This window comes from Haemophilus sp. HMSC066A11 (assembly GCF_001811665.1).
GTDB lineage: Bacteria > Pseudomonadota > Gammaproteobacteria > Enterobacterales > Pasteurellaceae > Haemophilus > Haemophilus influenzae.
Genome location: NZ_KV805856.1, coordinates 18048 through 35227, shown reverse-complemented (window position 1 = coordinate 35227; position 17180 = coordinate 18048). Strand labels below are relative to the sequence as shown.

The following is a 17180-nucleotide window of genomic DNA, read 5'->3' as shown; positions in this document are numbered from 1 at the left end:
GAAAGAAAAACTACAGCTACAATGATTTCTTATTTATCAAGTAAGGTGCGTATCGTACACGCCCTTTCACTAATTCGTCTATGAAAACAGTCCTTTAGAATAGGAAATATCGCTGACCCAATGGTACGCTATCCACAGGTTCACAGGTAATTAACTCTCCGTCCACTCGAACTTCATAACGTTCAGCATCAACAGTAATGTTTGGTGTTACACCATTATGAACCAGATCTTTTTTACCCACGTTGCGGCAACCTTTCACAGCAATGGTTTCTTTGTGTAAACCGAACTTCGCACGAATATCGGCTTTTTCAGCGGCTTGTGAAACAAAGAATACCGCTGTTTGTGCCGTTGCTAAGCCTTGTGCACCATACATTGGGCGGTAGAACACTGGCTGTGGCGTTGGAATTGAAGCATTTGGGTCGCCCATTTTGGCGTAGCTAATAAAGCCTTTTTTAATGACGACTTCAGGTTTTACGCCAAAGAACATCGGTTTCCATAACACGATATCTGCGATTTTACCCACTTCTAACGAGCCAATATGCTCCGCAATACCATGTGCAATTGCTGGGTTGATGGTGTATTTCGCGATATATCGTTTAATACGGAAGTTATCGTTTCCTTCATTACCTAGCTCACCACGTTGCATTTTCATCTTATCTGCAGTTTGCCATGTACGAATAACGACTTCTCCAATACGTCCCATTGCTTGAGAGTCTGAACTCATAATGGAGAAGACGCCCATATCGTGCAAAATATCTTCCGCTGCAATGGTTTCAGGGCGGATACGGCTATCAGCAAATGCCACATCTTCTGGCACGCGTTTATCTAGGTGATGGCAAACCATCAACATATCCAAATGTTCATCAATGGTGTTTTTGGTAAATGGACGAGTCGGGTTAGTTGAAGCAGGTAATACGTTTGAATACATCGCTGCTTTAATGATGTCAGGTGCATGACCACCACCCGCACCCTCCGTATGGAAAGTATGAATGACACGTCCATCAATCGCTTTCATCGTATCTTCCAAAAAGCCACTTTCATTTAGCGTGTCTGTGTGAATGGCCACTTGAATATCCATTTCATCTGCGACTTTTAATGCAGAATCAATCACGGCAGGCGTTGCGCCCCAGTCTTCATGGATTTTTAAACCTAATGCACCCGCTTCAATTTGTTCGCGTAGCGGATCTAGAGTTGAGCAGTTGCCTTTACCAAAAAATCCGACGTTTACAGGCAAGGCTTCTGCCGCTTGAAACATACGTTCCATATACCATGCGCCAGGGGTACAAGTGGTTGCGTGCGTACCATCAGCAGGGCCAGTCCCACCGCCAATTAACGTGGTAACGCCACTTTCAATCGCATGTTGTGCTTGTTGCGGACAAATAAAGTGAATGTGGGTATCAATACCACCAGCGGTTGCAATTAAATGTGCACCATTATGGACTTCCGTGCTTGCACCGATAATCATGTTTGGTGTGACGTTATCCATGGTGTCAGGGTTACCTGCTTGTCCAATACCGACAATGCGACCATCGCGAATACCAATATCGGCTTTGATAATGCCTAATTTAGCATCAATGATCATCACGTTGGTAATCACAAAATCCAATACATTCGGATTGTCGCGAGTTGCCGTACCGCTTTGAGCCATACCATCACGCACGCTTTTACCGCCACCAAATTTACACTCATCACCTTTGGTCAATAAATCTTGTTCAATGGTTGCCCATAAATTGGTATCGCCTAAACGGACTTTATCGCCAACGGTTGGGCCATAAGTTGCTACATATTGTGCTCTTGAAATTGTTAATGCCATTCTGCCCACCTTATAATTTGCCATCAATTTGATTATGGAAACCATAAATGATTTGGTTACCACCAAAAGCTACTAACTCAACCGTTTTGGCTTCGCCTGGTTCGAAACGCACCGCATTGCCAGATGGAACATTTAAGCGCATTCCTCGCGCCAAAGTGCGGTCAAATTTAAGGGCATTATTGGTTTCAAAAAAATGGTAATGTGAGCCAACTTGAATTGGGCGGTCTCCTGAATTTATTACTTCGATTTTTACGGTTTTTCTGCCGACATTAGCGAGAATATCGCCTTCGGCTAATTGGTATTCGCCTGGGATCATATCTTTGTTCCTTGTAGGGTGGGCTTTAGCCCACCATTGATATTTTTATTTTGGTGGGCTAAAGCCCACCCTACGGTTATCTGATTGGATTATGCACGGTAACAAGTTTTGTACCATCTGGGAAAGTAGCTTCAATCTGGACTTCATGAACCATTTCTGCCACACCTTCCATGACATCATCAACGGTTAAAAGTGTTGCGCCATATTGCATGACTTCCGCTACACTCATTCCGTCTCTTGCTGCCTCTTGTAAATGGCTAGCAATATAAGCAATAGTTTCTGGATAGTTTAATTTAACGCCGCGTGCTTTGCGTTTTGCCGCAAGTTCGCCCGCAAGGAAAAGCATCAGTTTTTCTTGTTCTCTGGAAGTTAAGTGCATATTTTCATTCCTTAATTTATTATACGAAAGTCAGCGAATTTTACGTAAAAAATCTAAAATAGGAAAAATATTTTGTCAGAATTTTTTGTAAGCCCCTTGAAAGAAAAAAAATCCTCCTTATATAGAAACCGCACTTACAAATTCTTAAGAAGGAAATTAATCATGAATATTCGTCCTTTACACGATCGTGTAATTATTAAACGTGAAGAAGTCGAAACCCGTTCAGCTGGCGGTATCGTATTAACCGGTTCAGCAGCGACTAAATCAACCCGTGCGAAAGTATTAGCTGTGGGTAAAGGTCGTATTTTAGAAAATGGCACCATTCAACCTTTAGATGTTAAAGTTGGCGATACCGTAATTTTCAACGACGGTTACGGTGTGAAAAGCGAAAAAATCGATGGTGAAGAAGTGTTAATCATTTCTGAGAACGACATCCTAGCAATTGTAGAATAATTATTAAATAAGGAAAAAGAAAATGGCAGCAAAAGACGTAAAATTTGGTAATGACGCACGCGTAAAAATGCTTAAAGGCGTGAATGTATTAGCCGATGCAGTAAAAGTAACCCTTGGCCCTAAAGGTCGTAATGTAATTTTAGACAAATCATTTGGCGCACCAACTATCACTAAAGACGGCGTGTCTGTTGCTCGTGAAATCGAATTAGAAGATAAATTCGAAAATATGGGCGCACAAATGGTAAAAGAAGTAGCATCTAAAGCAAATGATGCTGCAGGCGATGGTACAACCACTGCAACTGTGCTTGCGCAAGCTATCGTAAATGAAGGCTTGAAAGCAGTAGCGGCAGGCATGAATCCAATGGATTTAAAACGTGGTATCGATAAAGCAGTAAGTGCGGTTGTTTCTGAGCTTAAAAATTTATCTAAACCTTGTGAAACAGCAAAAGAAATTGAACAAGTAGGGACTATTTCTGCAAACTCTGACAGCATTGTGGGTCAATTAATCTCGCAAGCGATGGAAAAAGTAGGTAAAGAAGGCGTGATTACCGTTGAAGATGGTACGGGTCTTGAAGATGAATTAGATGTGGTTGAAGGGATGCAATTCGATCGTGGTTACCTTTCTCCATATTTCATCAACAAACCAGAAACAGCAACGGTTGAATTAGATAATCCATATCTTCTTCTTGTAGATAAAAAAATCTCTAACATTCGTGAATTACTTCCAGTGTTAGAAGGGGTTGCAAAAGCAGGTAAACCATTATTAATCATCGCTGAAGATGTGGAAGGCGAAGCACTTGCAACCTTAGTGGTGAACACGATGCGCGGTATCGTAAAAGTTGCAGCCGTGAAAGCACCAGGTTTTGGTGATCGTCGTAAAGCGATGTTACAAGATATTGCAATTTTAACAGCGGGTACTGTGATTTCTGAAGAAATTGGTATGGAGCTTGAAAAAGCAACATTGGAAGATTTAGGTCAAGCAAAACGCGTTGTTATCAATAAAGATAACACAACCATCATTGATGGTATCGGCGATGAAGCACAAATCAAAGGTCGTGTGGCTCAAATTCGTCAGCAAATCGAAGAATCAACTTCTGACTACGACAAAGAAAAGCTCCAAGAACGCGTGGCTAAATTAGCAGGCGGTGTGGCAGTAATCAAAGTAGGTGCAGCAACTGAAGTTGAAATGAAAGAGAAAAAAGACCGTGTAGATGATGCACTACATGCAACTCGTGCAGCGGTTGAAGAAGGTATCGTTGCTGGTGGTGGCGTTGCATTAGTTCGTGCAGCAGCGAAAGTTGCAGCAAGCCTAAAAGGTGACAACGAAGAACAAAATGTGGGTATCAAACTTGCATTACGTGCTATGGAAGCACCTTTACGTCAAATCGTCACTAACGCAGGCGAAGAAGCTTCAGTTGTGGCAAGTGCGGTAAAAAATGGCGAAGGAAACTTTGGTTATAACGCAGGAACAGAGCAGTACGGCGATATGATCGAAATGGGTATCTTAGATCCAACTAAAGTCACTCGTTCTGCATTGCAATTCGCAGCTTCTGTAGCAGGCTTAATGATTACCACTGAATGTATGGTAACTGATCTTCCAAAAGATGATAAAGCCGATTTAGGTGCTGCTGGAATGGGCGGTATGGGTGGAATGGGCGGAATGATGTAATTCGCTTATACGAGTAAAAAATCTATCCCAACAGAAAATTTGAGCTCTATATGACTTAGGGCTCAAATTTACTAAAATAAGGGATATTTTTTATTACCCTATTCTAAATTTATATATGATAAAAATAAAAAAACCCAGTTTTAAACTGGGTTTTATTTTATCTATTGGATAAATTATTCTGCAACAACGATTACATCTAATGTTGCAAATACTTCACCGTGAAGTTGGAAACGAACATCGTGATCACCAAGAGTACGGATTGGACCGTTTGGTAAACGAACTTCACTTTTCGCAATTTTAACGCCTGCTGCAGTTACTGCTTCTGCCACATCACGAGTAGTGATTGCGCCGAATAAACGACCTTCATCACCTGCTTTAGATGCGATAGTCACAGAACCTAATGCAGTAACTTCTGCTGCACGAGCTTGAGCTGCTGCAAGATTTGCTGCCGCTGTCGCTTCTAATTCTGCACGACGTGCTTCAAAGTGTTCAATGTTAGCTTTAGTTGCCATAACTGCTTTACCTTGTGGGATTAAGAAGTTACGTGCAAAACCTGATTTAACATTTACTTGATCGCCCACTTGACCTAAGTGAACAATTTTATCTAAAAGAATTACTTGCATTACCGTATCTCCTTAATTACTGATGATTGTCAGTGTATGGAAGTAACGCTAAATAGCGAGCGCGTTTGATTGCACGAGCTAATTGACGTTGGTACTTCGCACGAGTACCGGTAATACGGCTAGGTACAATTTTGCCGCTTTCTGAAATATAGTTCTTTAATGTAGCGATATCTTTATAATCGATTTCAACAACATTTTCCGCTGTGAAACGGCAGAACTTACGACGACGGAAATAACGTGCCATTTGGCTAGTCTCCTAATCTATAAATTCGATTTGCTCGGCATGTAAAACTAATTGGCATAACCCACTTTGGGTTTTATGTGATGTAATAAATCCCACCACCAAAATTTTACTACCGACCGTAATGCTTTGAGTTTTTTCTATCAATTGATTACCACTAATTTGAACTGGCATTTTTAACCACGCTTGACGAGTGAAACCACTTTCAATCTGATCAGAACGATGTTCTAACAAAAACTTACAATGCTCAATTCCACTAGGGCTTTTTAATCGCTTTGGTAACTGAGAAACGACTCCCATAACCGAAAAACGATTATCAATTTTCAAATTACTCTTCAGCATCCTCAAAATCGTTGTTTTCAACTTCAGCTAAAGGTTTACGTTCTTCTTTAGCCGCTTTCATTGGGGACGCTTCTGTTACGGCGTGCTTAGTATGGATAACAAGACTGCGTAATACAGCATCATTATAACGGAAAGTCGTTTCTAGCTCGTCGATGACTTGTTGAGGCGCTTCTACATTCATAAGCACATAGTGTGCTTTGTGTAATTTATTAATTGGGTACGCTAATTGGCGACGACCCCAATCTTCTAGGCGATGAACTTGACCACCAGCTTCTTTTACAGAACCGGTGTAACGTTCGATCATACCTGGTACTTGCTCGCTTTGGTCCGGATGAACCATAAACACGATTTCGTAGTGACGCATTACTGCTCCTTACGGGTTAATCAGCCTTTGACGTAGATCAGCCACCAATCTGCAAAGGCAAGGAACGAAAAATTCAATGTGGCTAAGGGTTGCGGATTATACTGATTTTTTTACGTTCCGCAACCAATTTGAGTTCTTTTTGAGCAAAAAAGAAGACCGATATTATAACAATATCGGCCTATCTCAAATCTTCTGTGATTAACGACTACGGAAAATAATACGACCTTTACTTAAATCATAAGGGGTCATTTCTACCGTCACTTTATCCCCAGTCAAAATACGGATATAGTTTTTACGCATTTTTCCAGAAATATGCGCAGTAACCACGTGACCGTTTTCCAACTCCACGCGGAACATAGTATTCGGTAAAGTCTCTAAAATTGTGCCTTGCATCTCAATGCAATCTTCTTTCGCCATTGTATCCTCTAAAAATAATCGATTTTTTATCCGCACTTTAGGCGGAAAAGTTAAGAAAAACGGGCGGATTATAGCCGTTTTAGCGAAAGGAAGAAAGATAAAATGGCAGGAAATAGAAAAATAACTTTGCACATTAATAATAACAAGTTACACTGACCTCAAAGAGATCCAACGTAGTCTATTCTTGTATAACAACTAAAGGTTTAGATCAAATGCAATTTCCAAAAATTATTGTTATCAGTTTAAAAAATTCATCAAGAAGAGCAATTATTTCAAAACGACTTTTAGGACTTGGATTAGAATTTGAATTTTTTGATGCAACTTATGGGAAAACATTACCGCAAGAAATATTAGACTCCGTTGATTATGAGTTTTACCCAAAAAATTATTTATCCCCAAAACCTTTAACACTAGGTGAAATTGGATGCGCAATCAGCCATATACGAGCATACGAGCATATTGTAGAAAATAAAATTGAAAGTGCAATTATTTTAGAAGATGATGCGATAATCTCACATTTTCTTAAAGAAATTGTTCAAGATGCATTAAATAAAGTTAAAAAAAACTATGACTTAATCTTTTTAGATCATGGTAAAGCTAAATCGTATCCTTTTAAGAAAAAACTTTACGAAGGCTATCGACTTGCTCATTATAGAGCCCCCTCCAAAAATTCTAAAAGATGTATTATTTACACTACAGCATATTTAATTACACAATTGGGAGCCTCAAAATTACTTAATTATGCTTATCCCGTAAGAATGCCTTCAGACTACTTAACTGGATTGATTCAAAAAACAAAAATTAATGCCTATGGAATTGAACCACCTTGTGTATTTAGAGGGTTAAGCATTGATTCTGAAATAAATCAAATTGAGCATCGATATGAATAAGCTAAAAGCCCTAAGATTAAAAGTTGGGAAATGGATGCTCGATAAATCATCAAGAGCAAACAATCCTCAAAGTTTAAAATATCTTAAGAGTTTCTTATTTTTGCGACAAGATGGAAAAATTGGCGACTATATCGTGAGTTCTTTTGTTTTTCGGGAGATAAAGAAATTTAACCCGTTGATAAAAATTGGTGTCATCTGCACGAAACAGAACGCTTATCTGTTTCAAAGAAACCATAACATTGATGAGATTTATCTTGTAAAGAAAAGAAACATTCTCGACTACATCAAGACGGCACTGTTTATTCGAAAAGAAAGATACGATGTTGTTATTGATCCAACTATTATTCTTAGAAACCGAGACTTGTTGTTATTGAGAATACTCAATGCCCGTAATTATATCGGCTATAGAAAAGCAGATTATAATATTTTTAATGTAAATATTACTAAAGAGGGCCATTTTTCAGAAATTTACAAAGAAGCTTTAGCTCAGTCAAATATTAGTCTAAGTGATGATCGCTATGACGTTCCGCAAGATGACTTAATTAAAAAAGAAATTCTTCAGTTTATTACTGATAACCAGTTAAATAACTTTATTACAATTAACTTTTATGGTGCGGGGAAAAATAGAAAATTTAACGATACTCACATTATAGATTACTTAGCATATATTAGAAGTCATCATAAATATCCATTGGTCTTACTCTCAACACCAGATACTCATAAGCATTTAAGTAGAATCGCTAATCAATTTGATGATGTATTTGTTTATTCAAAGCCTCACACAACGATCTATCATACAATTGAGTTGATTAGAAACTGCGCCCTACTTATTTCGGTTGATACATCAACGATTCATATTGCTTCCGGGTTAAATAAACCTATGATTTGTTTTTACTCGCAAGATAAAGAAAATTTTACGCATTGGCACCCTAATTCTAAGAATACATGCCATATTCTTTATTATCACGATAATGTTAATGAGATCTCTCCGAAAGAAATAAAACCAGAGTGGCTAGATATTTAAAGATGCCAACCACAAACTTTATCATTTACTAGACTATTTTATGAACTCAAAAAAACACTTAGGTCATACGGCGCGTAAACGCTTTGGTCAAAACTTTTTACATGATACTTCCGTGATTCAAGGTATCGTGGCGGCGATTTACCCACAACCTAATCAATTCTTAGTGGAAATTGGTCCTGGACTTGGTGCATTAACAGAGCCTGTTGGTGAACTTGTCGATCATCTGACAGTGGTAGAGCTTGACCGAGACCTTGCAGAACGTTTACGTCACCATCCATTTTTACATCAAAAGCTCACCGTTATTGAAACGGATGCGATGCAATTTGATTTTGGTGCGCTTTACACAAAAGAAAATTTAGCAGAAAAAGGGCAAAAATTACGTGTGTTTGGTAACTTACCTTACAACATTTCTACGCCATTGATGTTCCACTTGTTTAAATATCATGATGTGATTCAAGATATGCACTTTATGCTGCAAAAAGAAGTGGTAAAACGCCTATGTGCCGCACCAAATAGCAAAGCTTATGGTCGTTTAACGATTATGGCGCAATATTTCTGCCAAGTGATGCCTGTGCTTGAAGTACCGCCTTCTGCATTTAAACCTGCACCGAAAGTAGATTCAGCCGTTGTGCGTTTAATTCCGCATAAGGAATTGCCGCACCCTGTAAAAGATTTATATTGGTTGAACCGTGTTTGCTCCCAAGCGTTCAATCAACGTCGTAAAACATTACGCAATGCACTCTCAACGCTATTTTCACCTGAAAATCTGACCGCACTTGGTATTGATTTAAATGCACGTGCAGAAAATTTGGCTATAGCAGATTATGCACGTTTAGCGAACTGGTTGGCGGATAATCCACCAGCCGATATCAATAAAGATGAAATCTTAGATTCAGAAGAGTAAAAATAATAAAGGTGTAACCCTTGTTACACCTTGGCTTTCTACATAAAACGAACAATTTCTTTACCTTGCATTTCTTTAATACGTTGTTGTTCTTTCCATTTTTTTCTATTTAAAGCTCGTATAATATTTTCTTTTATCCGAGTTAAACGCTGTTTCAATGTCTTTTTCTTACGGATTTTTGGACGTTTTTGTCGTTCTTTTTCCAATCCGCTTGTTAATACACTTTTACTTTGATTCGCTTGGAGTTCTTGAATACAAATTGCTGGATTCAGTTGATAGACAATATAATTATCAACATCAACTAATTTATTAAAAATAAGTTGATCAACTGCAACAATTTCATCAGAAGGAATATTCTTTAAATATTCAATTACATATTTAGCCGCACCTTGAGAAATAATATAACCAGCCGTCCCCCAGTGAGTTGATTTTAAAATATCAAAGTTCCTAGAATTAAAAGGTGGAATTTTAGTTTGTTTCTCAAGTTTAACTGGCTGTAAAAAAGTTTCTAAACGAATAATAAAAATATCATTAAAATCAAAACGTGTTTTTAACCATTCATTTTGGTTCAAAAATACTTCCGCATTCTCGCCAAGAATTACATCATCTTCAAAAATTTTGAGATATTCCAAATTTTCATTCACACACTTATTCCATAATAAGAAATGGCTAATTAAACAGCCTTTTTCTCCTTTAGTAAGTATTCTAGATTCCTCTATATTATGTAATATGGAGTTTGATTGATTGATTGATTGATTGATTGATTGATAAGTGTACGCATTAAAGAAACTAAATGAAAGTTTTTTTGATTCAAATTGCTTAGTAATATGTTTGCGACGTTCAGTTGCATTTTCCATACTAATGACAATATTTTCAATAGCACTCATATTTAAATAAAAATGGAAATAACTAAATTTTTCGCATTCTACTATACAAAAAGAATAAATCAACAATAAAAGTCTGTGTTAAAATTCTCAAAATTTATTTATAAAAGAGCGGTCAAAAATGGCAACCTATTTCGTCGGTGATTTGCAAGGCTGTTATGATGAATTACAGCTTTTATTAGAACGTGTAGATTTCAATCCTACGCAAGATAAACTTTATCTTGTGGGGGATCTTGTGGCGCGTGGGGATAAATCACTTGAATGTCTTCGTTTTGTAAAATCACTTGGTGATGCAGCGCAAACCGTACTAGGGAATCACGATTTACATTTAATTGCGACCGCACTGGACATTAAAAAAGTGAAACCGCGTGATCGTGTTGATGCCATTTTTAATGCGCCCGATTTTGATGAGCTGATTCATTGGTTACGTCATCAGCCATTACTTGTCCATAGTGAAGAGTTAAACTTCCTGATGGCACATGCCGGTATTTCGCCTGATTGGGATTTGGAAACTGCGAAATCTTGTGCGGCTGAAGTTGAACAAATTTTACAGCACGGCGATTTTCATTATCTTATTGAAAATATGTATTCCGAGCAGCCTGATCGTTGGTCGCCTGATTTACAGGGCTTAGCGCGTCATCGCTACATTATTAATGCTTTCACTCGAATGCGTTTTTGCTATTTGGATCATCGCTTTGATTTTGCCTGTAAATCCCCTTTAAAAGATGCACCAGCGGAGCTCACGCCTTGGTTTAATTTAGATAATCCACTTTATAAACAGATTCCCATTGTCTTTGGACATTGGGCAAGTTTAGTCGATGAGCCTACTCCAAAAGGTATTTATGCCTTAGATACTGGTTGTGTGTGGAATAATCGAATGACTATGTTGCGTTGGGAAGACAAACAGCTCTTCACACAAAGTGCGGTCAAAAATTACAGTGATTTTTAAGGAAACACTATGCTCTCGCTTACGGCTGAATCTTGCGAACTGTTCAACATTCCTTTCTACCAATTCGCCCAAATGAAAAAATTCTGCCCAGAAGATATTCCAGCGATTAAAGCGGATTACAAATTACATTGGGATAATTGGAAAGCGATAATTCAATCTGTTTCAGCACAACTCGGTACGCCTTTTGCGAAACCGCATATTGAAAGCTGGACCAATGGTTGGCAAGTGCGGGCTCATTTCTTCGCTTATTTTAAATACGAGTTTAACCAAAATTCTGCCGCAATCTTTTCTGTGCTATTAAATCGTCGCCGACTAAGAGTGTGTTTAGATTGGCATTGCTATCGTGCAGATCGCTCACAAATTAATGTGCAACAATATAATCAGTGGATTGATCAATTTGATTTCAAACAATTTGCTGATTTTGAGATTTGGCGAGAGGATGAAAGTGAATATGATGATTTTCGCCAAGTGAAGGTCATTTCTGAAAAAAATCTGATCTTACGTTCAGATGAGGATTTTTGGTGCATTGGGAAAAGTATTGAAAAAGCCGAGTTAAATCAAATAGATCCCGTTTTATTTATTACACACACCATTCAACAATTACAACCGCTTTACGATCGCTGCCATCAATAAAGTATACCCTTAGTATAAATAATTGAGCTCTACATTATGTAGAGCCCAATATTTCAGCAAATTAATAAACTATCCAAATTTATGGCAACAGTTTAAAGTGCGGTAATTCTTATTGATGTTTTTAACTACACATCATAAGTAGTTGATGCTGTGTTACCGCCACGACCAGTCCAGTTGGTGTGGAAAAACTCGCCACGAGGTTTATCTGTGCGTTCATAAGTATGAGCACCGAAGTAGTCGCGTTGTGCTTGCAATAAGTTTGCTGGTAAACGTGCTGAAGTATAGCCATCTAAGAAAGTAATCGCAGACGCCATACAAGGCATTGGGATACCCACTTCGATAGATTTTGCCACCACTTTACGCCAGTCACTTAATGCGTTTTCTAAAATGCCTTTGAAGTAGCTATCTGAACCTAAGAAAACAAGATTTGGATTTGCTTCATAAGCATCGCGAATATTACCTAAGAAACGGCTACGAATGATACAACCTTCACGCCATAACAACGCAGTTGCACCATAGTTAATATCCCAACCAAATTGTTCAGAGGCTTCACGAATCAGCATAAAGCCTTGTGCGTAAGAAATAATTTTTGACGCTAATAATGCTTTACGTACCGCTTCAATCCATACTTTTTTGTCGCCTTCAACTGGTGTAATAGTTTTGCCGAATAATTGATTAGCCGCAACACGTTGATCTTTAAAGGAAGACACGCAGCGTGCAAAAACGGATTCAGTGATTAAAGTTAATGGAATACCAAAATCTAACGCATTGATACCTGTCCATTTACCTGTCCCTTTTTGACCCGCAGTATCCAAGATTTTTTCGACTAAAGGTTCTCCACTTGCATCTTTATAACCAAGAATGTCAGTGGTGATATCGATTAAATAGCTATCAAGTTCAGTATTTTTCCATTCTGCGAAGATGGCTTGCATTTCTTCATAGCTTAAGCCTAAACCTTCTTTTAAGAATTGGTATGCTTCGCAAATTAACTGCATATCGCCATATTCAATACCATTGTGAACCATTTTCACAAAATGACCAGCACCTTCGCCGCCGACCCAGTCACAACAAGGTTCGCCTTGTTCTGTTTTAGCTGAGATTGCTTGGAAAATTGGTTTCACATACTGCCACGCTTCTTGATTACCGCCCGGCATAATTGAAGGCCCGTGACGCGCCCCTTCTTCGCCACCAGACACACCCGAACCGATAAAGCGAATACCTTTCTCCGCCAAGGCTTTCACTCGACGGTTCGTATCTGGGTAGTTTGAGTTACCGCCATCAATAATGATGTCGCCTTCTTCCAGGTGCGGTAGTAATGCTTCAATGAATTGATCCACCACATCACCTGCGCGCACCATTAACATCACTTTACGTGGTTTTTCTAATTTAGCAGCTAAATCTTCTAAAGAGTATGCACCGATAATATTCGTGCCTTTTGCCGCACCTTGTAAAAATTCATCCACTTTTGAAGTGGTACGGTTATATGCCACGACTTTAAACCCGTGGTCGTTCATATTTAAAATGAGGTTTTGCCCCATTACGGCTAAGCCGATAACACCGATGTCGCCTTTTACTGACATTGTTTTCTCCTGTTTTTATTTAATTCATTGTCTTTGATTTCAAGATTTTTCGAAGTTCTTTTAACGCAATCACAGAATTCTTTGTTCTACTAGATGGATGAACAGTTCTATAACATAAAATGTCCTCACCATAATTCTCTAAAAGATGAAACTGTTCTAAATATTTTTTATCTAAACCAGGTACAACACTTTTACCCGATGGCTTTAGATCATTTTTAAAATAATCCCTTCTAGCAAGAATTGCTTGCGTATCAAGCCCTGATGCAAATATGATGATATTAGGTTGTAAAATTTCAATTTGGGCTTTTAATAAAGATTCTGATATTTTCTTTATATTTGCAAATACTGATTTAGTATCTATTTTACTAGGGTTCGATTTTTTATAAGATACACAGAATATATTTGCCCATAAAATACTTGCATTAGGGTTTTCTTGAGATACTTTTCTAAAGAAATTAAAGAAACATTTTCCTTTTTTATTTACTGAATCAGACCTTTCTAGATTACGAATAACCCAAGATTTACTCAAATCCATTAATTGATAAACCGAGTTCTGATCATATTTTTCTAGATACTTTAAATCCCAACCTCTAGTTTCTCTCCCTACAATTAAAATTCGATGTTTTTTCTTCTTAAAATCATCAGGCACAAATCCCAAATGAATTTTTGATAAATTGGAGTTACTTAGTAAAGCATCGATTATTTCTTGGTTTTCTTTAAAAATATCTTGGTATCTTTTCACCAATAACATCTCAATATCAAGATTTTTTGCCGATGCTTTATCCAAATACCATTCCGTCACGCCTTTTCTCCCACGATAGTGCACATTTCCCAACGTGTGCCTTTATCTACAAACACAGGCTATGAAGCGTGTGCTATCAGTAATCCATCTTCTTGCTACCTAAAAGTGCGGTCGAAATATGCATTAAATTTTATACAATTTCTCATACTAATCTTGTGATACACTGTTTTCTTGTATTTGTTGCAACGAAAACTGGCGTTTTCCTACAATCTCTTCTACCTTATTAGCAGGCAAACCCGCTTGTAATAATTCTTGACGTAAACTATCAAGCGAACGTTGAAATGCTTCACGCGCACGTTGTACTCCATCCACAATAAATTGCGCGTTGAAGTCGTCTTTTAATTCATAAAATTGAATGTTGGAAGCACAAGCAGCAAACCATTCAAAGCGCGCGGCAACCTCTTGCAATGCCAATGTGCCATGGGCTTGTTTAATGCCGACATCACTTAAATACACCGTACCTTGAATATTCATAAAACCATGTTTCTTTAAAATACGTTGAATATCCGCATAAGCATTACGCCAGCTTGGATTATGATAATATCTTTCCAAACAGTGCGTATCCATATCAAAAACGATTAATGTACGATCCATTTTTACCCGATTATAATAACTGTGCCGCTGCTTTATCCAAATACCACTCCGTTACCCCATTTTTTGCTTTAATTTTTGCAGCGGGATAAGGCAAGTTTTCTGCTGGGGTAGTTTGAATTTCTTTTAAAATATCCGCTTTGCTTTCGCCAGTGACCAAATAGGTAATGCGTTTGGCTTGTTCAATGAGTTTGGCTGTTTTAGAAATGCGAATTTGACCGCTTTCAGGGTGTTTTGCAATGACAGCTAGGTTTTCATCATCAAAATTGGTTTGATGTGGGAAGAGAGAAGCGGTATGACCATCAGTTCCCATGCCTAAAATGATCCAATCAAAAACACCGTTTGGAATGACCGCACTTAATTCTTCTTCGAAGCGTTTTAGTTCAAAGTGCGGTTCATTTTCGCCACGAATTCTGTGGATGTTTTCCGTTGGAATTTGAATATGATCAAATAAGAGTTTTTGCACTTCGCCATAGTTGCTTTCAGGATCAGATGGCGGAACCATACGATCATCTCCCCACCAAAAATGCAGATTTTTCCAGTTAATTTGTTCCGCATAAGGTGATTTGGCTAGGGTTTTAAATAATAACTTAGGTGTTGAACCACCAGAAAGGGAAATATGTACGGGATGATTTAATTGACTATAAATCACGAATTCTTGTGCAATTTTATCGACTGCATGTTGAGCAGTTGGGAAGCTGATATAGTTCATTGATTTTCCGTTAGGCTTTAGCCCACAATTTATTATGTTAGATAGTAAGATCGGTGGGCTAAAGCCCACCCTACATTAGATTAGTTAAACTTTTTTCTTCATCAATCCACTTGGTTTACGCCACACTTTGCCTTGTTTTGCGATTAATTTATCAGCTGCAACAGGCCCCCAAGTGCCAGCTTCATATTCGTGAATACGACCACCATTGGCTTTGTAATCTAAAATCGGTTGCACAAATTTCCATGCAGCATGCACAGCATCAGTACGAGCAAACAAGGTTGCATCGCCTTTCATCGCATCCAACAATAAACGTTCATAAGCGGTTAATACTTGCGTGCCTGCTAAATCTGCATAACGGAAATCCATTGATACTTCTTTCGCCTCAAAACCTGCACCTGGTTTTTTCAAACCAAAACGCATTGAAATAGCTTCATCAGGTTGAATACGAATAATCAATTTATTCTCTGGTGCATTTTGGCTGAATACAGGATGTGGCGTAGTTTTAAAATGGATCACAATTTCAGTCACACGAGCTGGTAAGCGTTTACCCGTACGAACATAGAACGGCACGCCAGCCCAACGCCAGTTTTCAATTTCACAACGCAATGAGATGTAGGTTTCAGTACGAGAATCTGCAGGCACACCTTTTTCTTCTAGATAGCCTTTTTCCATTTTGCCGTTAATTTCAGCCGCAGTGTATTGACCCAAAACAAGGTTATTCTCCATATCCTCCGAAGTTAATGGACGCAAACTATGCATCACTTTTGCCACTTCATCACGCATTGAATTCGCGTTAATAATCGCTGGCGGCTCCATTGCAACCATAGCAAGGACTTGTAATAAATGGTTTTGGAACATATCTCGCATTGCGCCAGAACCATCATAATAGCCCCCGCGCTCTTCCACGCCAATAGATTCTGCACCAGTAATTTCTACATAATCAATGAAATTACGGTTCCAAAGCGGTTCAAACCAACCATTTGAAAAACGTAATACGAGCAAGTTTTGAACGGTTTCTTTACCTAAATAATGGTCGATACGATAAATTTGGTGTTCTTCAAAGAAACGGTGGATTTGTACGTCTAATGCTTGCGCTGTTTTTTCATCGTAACCAAAAGGTTTTTCAACGATAATACGTTTCCAGCCATATTCTTCCGTATTTAAACCATGTGCAGCCAAACACTCAGGAATCACGCCATAAAGACTTGGCGGAGTGGACATATAGTAAAGGGTGTTACCACAGGTTTGATATTTATCGTGAAGTTCGTCTAAACGTGGAACAAGTTTGCCGTAATCTTGAGCATCCGAAGTATTCACTGCTTGGTAATAAAGATGAGAGCAGAAAGCATCTAAAGTGTCAGGTGTTGTTTCTTCATTATGAATTAACGCCTCACGCATTTTTTTGCGGAAAGTTTCATCGTTCAAGTCAGAACGTGCAACACCAAGAACGGAAAAGTTTTCACTCAAACGCCCGATTTTGTAGAGATTATAAAGGGCTGGAATGAGTTTACGATGAGTTAAGTCACCAGACGCGCCAAAAATGACGATACAATTATTATCAGTTTGCATAATTATTCCTTATTCGGCTTCCGAG

The 17180-nt window shown here is 38.4% G+C and carries 21 protein-coding genes; 7 read left to right on the top strand and 14 right to left on the bottom strand.

The genetic code is table 11. The annotated features are described in order from the left end of the window. Positions 1 to 94: 94 nt before the first annotated feature. From ureC to ureA, 3 genes are all read right to left on the bottom strand, one after another. Positions 95 to 1813 (bottom strand): urease subunit alpha, encoded by a 1719-nt coding sequence (gene ureC, locus HMPREF2813_RS01345; RefSeq protein WP_032824036.1) that lies wholly within the window; start codon positions 1811 to 1813, stop codon positions 95 to 97. A 10-nt stretch (positions 1814 to 1823) separates the two neighbouring features. Beyond that, positions 1824 to 2129, bottom strand: coding sequence for an urease subunit beta (ureB, locus tag HMPREF2813_RS01340; protein ID WP_005657975.1), 306 nt, complete (start codon positions 2127 to 2129; stop codon positions 1824 to 1826). Between the two features lie 76 nt (positions 2130 to 2205). Continuing rightward, positions 2206 to 2508, bottom strand: a complete 303-nt coding sequence (gene ureA, locus HMPREF2813_RS01335) for an urease subunit gamma (RefSeq protein WP_005651922.1) — start codon at positions 2506 to 2508, stop codon at positions 2206 to 2208. 162 nt (positions 2509 to 2670) lie between these two features. Here ureA and HMPREF2813_RS01330 point away from each other — a divergent pair, with 162 nt between their 5' ends. Next, positions 2671 to 2961 carry a co-chaperone GroES gene (locus tag HMPREF2813_RS01330; RefSeq protein WP_005664453.1) on the top strand — a complete coding sequence of 97 codons (291 nt, stop codon included), beginning with the start codon at positions 2671 to 2673 and terminating at the stop codon, positions 2959 to 2961. Between the two features lie 22 nt (positions 2962 to 2983). Next, positions 2984 to 4630 (top strand): chaperonin GroEL, encoded by a 1647-nt coding sequence (groL, locus tag HMPREF2813_RS01325; protein WP_005649509.1) that lies wholly within the window; start codon positions 2984 to 2986, stop codon positions 4628 to 4630. A 173-nt stretch (positions 4631 to 4803) separates the two neighbouring features. Here the strand turns inward: groL and rplI are convergent, their stop codons facing one another. The 5 genes from rplI to infA form a co-directional block, all read right to left on the bottom strand. Continuing rightward, on the bottom strand, positions 4804 to 5253 hold the full coding sequence (gene rplI / locus HMPREF2813_RS01320) for a 50S ribosomal protein L9 (protein WP_005669433.1): 450 nt from the start codon (positions 5251 to 5253) through the stop codon (positions 4804 to 4806). Positions 5254 to 5269: 16 nt separating this feature from the next. After that, positions 5270 to 5497 (bottom strand): 30S ribosomal protein S18, encoded by a 228-nt coding sequence (gene rpsR / locus HMPREF2813_RS01315; RefSeq protein WP_005598105.1) that lies wholly within the window; start codon positions 5495 to 5497, stop codon positions 5270 to 5272. A 12-nt stretch (positions 5498 to 5509) separates the two neighbouring features. Next, the gene (gene priB, locus HMPREF2813_RS01310; protein ID WP_005639404.1) at positions 5510 to 5836 is read right to left on the bottom strand and encodes a primosomal replication protein N; all 327 of its coding nucleotides are present in this window, start codon (positions 5834 to 5836) and stop codon (positions 5510 to 5512) included. Beyond that, complete coding sequence (rpsF, locus tag HMPREF2813_RS01305) at positions 5823 to 6200, bottom strand: 30S ribosomal protein S6 (protein ID WP_005627620.1); 378 nt, start codon at positions 6198 to 6200, stop codon at positions 5823 to 5825. The genes priB and rpsF overlap by 14 nt, the downstream gene beginning before the upstream one ends. 198 nt (positions 6201 to 6398) lie before the next feature. Beyond that, positions 6399 to 6617, bottom strand: a complete 219-nt coding sequence (gene infA, locus HMPREF2813_RS01300; protein ID WP_005627617.1) for a translation initiation factor IF-1 — start codon at positions 6615 to 6617, stop codon at positions 6399 to 6401. 212 nt (positions 6618 to 6829) lie between these two features. Between infA and HMPREF2813_RS01295 the strand changes: the two genes are divergently transcribed. Genes HMPREF2813_RS01295 through rsmA form a run of 3 tightly spaced genes read left to right on the top strand, consistent with a single transcriptional unit; the run spans position 6830 to position 9435 of the window. Then, complete coding sequence (locus HMPREF2813_RS01295) at positions 6830 to 7507, top strand: glycosyltransferase family 25 protein (protein WP_044332889.1); 678 nt, start codon at positions 6830 to 6832, stop codon at positions 7505 to 7507. Then, positions 7500 to 8531, top strand: coding sequence for a glycosyltransferase family 9 protein (locus tag HMPREF2813_RS01290; RefSeq protein WP_080334098.1), 1032 nt, complete (start codon positions 7500 to 7502; stop codon positions 8529 to 8531). Before HMPREF2813_RS01295 ends, HMPREF2813_RS01290 begins: the two co-directional genes overlap by 8 nt. 40 nt (positions 8532 to 8571) lie before the next feature. Beyond that, positions 8572 to 9435, top strand: coding sequence for a 16S rRNA (adenine(1518)-N(6)/adenine(1519)-N(6))-dimethyltransferase RsmA (gene rsmA, locus HMPREF2813_RS01285; protein ID WP_005687050.1), 864 nt, complete (start codon positions 8572 to 8574; stop codon positions 9433 to 9435). A 38-nt stretch (positions 9436 to 9473) separates the two neighbouring features. Here the strand turns inward: rsmA and HMPREF2813_RS01280 are convergent, their stop codons facing one another. Then, positions 9474 to 10322 carry a glycosyltransferase family 25 protein gene (locus tag HMPREF2813_RS01280; protein WP_070646935.1) on the bottom strand — a complete coding sequence of 283 codons (849 nt, stop codon included), beginning with the start codon at positions 10320 to 10322 and terminating at the stop codon, positions 9474 to 9476. 118 nt (positions 10323 to 10440) lie between these two features. Here HMPREF2813_RS01280 and apaH point away from each other — a divergent pair, with 118 nt between their 5' ends. Both apaH and HMPREF2813_RS01270 read left to right on the top strand, forming a co-directional pair. Next, a complete protein-coding gene (gene apaH, locus HMPREF2813_RS01275; RefSeq protein ID WP_014550367.1) occupies positions 10441 to 11268 on the top strand; it encodes a bis(5'-nucleosyl)-tetraphosphatase (symmetrical) ApaH in 828 nt (275 codons plus the stop codon). 9 nt (positions 11269 to 11277) lie between these two features. Beyond that, a complete protein-coding gene (locus tag HMPREF2813_RS01270) occupies positions 11278 to 11901 on the top strand; it encodes a glucose-6-phosphate 1-dehydrogenase family protein (protein ID WP_014550366.1) in 624 nt (207 codons plus the stop codon). A gap of 125 nt (positions 11902 to 12026) precedes the next feature. Here HMPREF2813_RS01270 and gnd read toward each other — a convergent pair whose 3' ends face one another. From gnd to zwf, 5 genes are all read right to left on the bottom strand, one after another. Next, a complete protein-coding gene (gnd, locus tag HMPREF2813_RS01265; RefSeq protein WP_005649523.1) occupies positions 12027 to 13481 on the bottom strand; it encodes a decarboxylating NADP(+)-dependent phosphogluconate dehydrogenase in 1455 nt (484 codons plus the stop codon). A 19-nt stretch (positions 13482 to 13500) separates the two neighbouring features. Then, the gene (locus HMPREF2813_RS01260) at positions 13501 to 14268 is read right to left on the bottom strand and encodes a hypothetical protein (protein WP_224064316.1); all 768 of its coding nucleotides are present in this window, start codon (positions 14266 to 14268) and stop codon (positions 13501 to 13503) included. 162 nt (positions 14269 to 14430) lie between these two features. Then, positions 14431 to 14877 (bottom strand): virulence factor, encoded by a 447-nt coding sequence (locus tag HMPREF2813_RS01255; RefSeq protein WP_005687059.1) that lies wholly within the window; start codon positions 14875 to 14877, stop codon positions 14431 to 14433. A 10-nt stretch (positions 14878 to 14887) separates the two neighbouring features. Then, entirely contained in the window at positions 14888 to 15586 is a 699-nt protein-coding gene (gene pgl / locus HMPREF2813_RS01250) for a 6-phosphogluconolactonase (RefSeq protein WP_011961644.1), read from the bottom strand. A gap of 84 nt (positions 15587 to 15670) precedes the next feature. Continuing rightward, complete coding sequence (zwf, locus tag HMPREF2813_RS01245; RefSeq protein WP_011272106.1) at positions 15671 to 17155, bottom strand: glucose-6-phosphate dehydrogenase; 1485 nt, start codon at positions 17153 to 17155, stop codon at positions 15671 to 15673. Between the last annotated feature and the right edge of the window lie 25 nt (positions 17156 to 17180).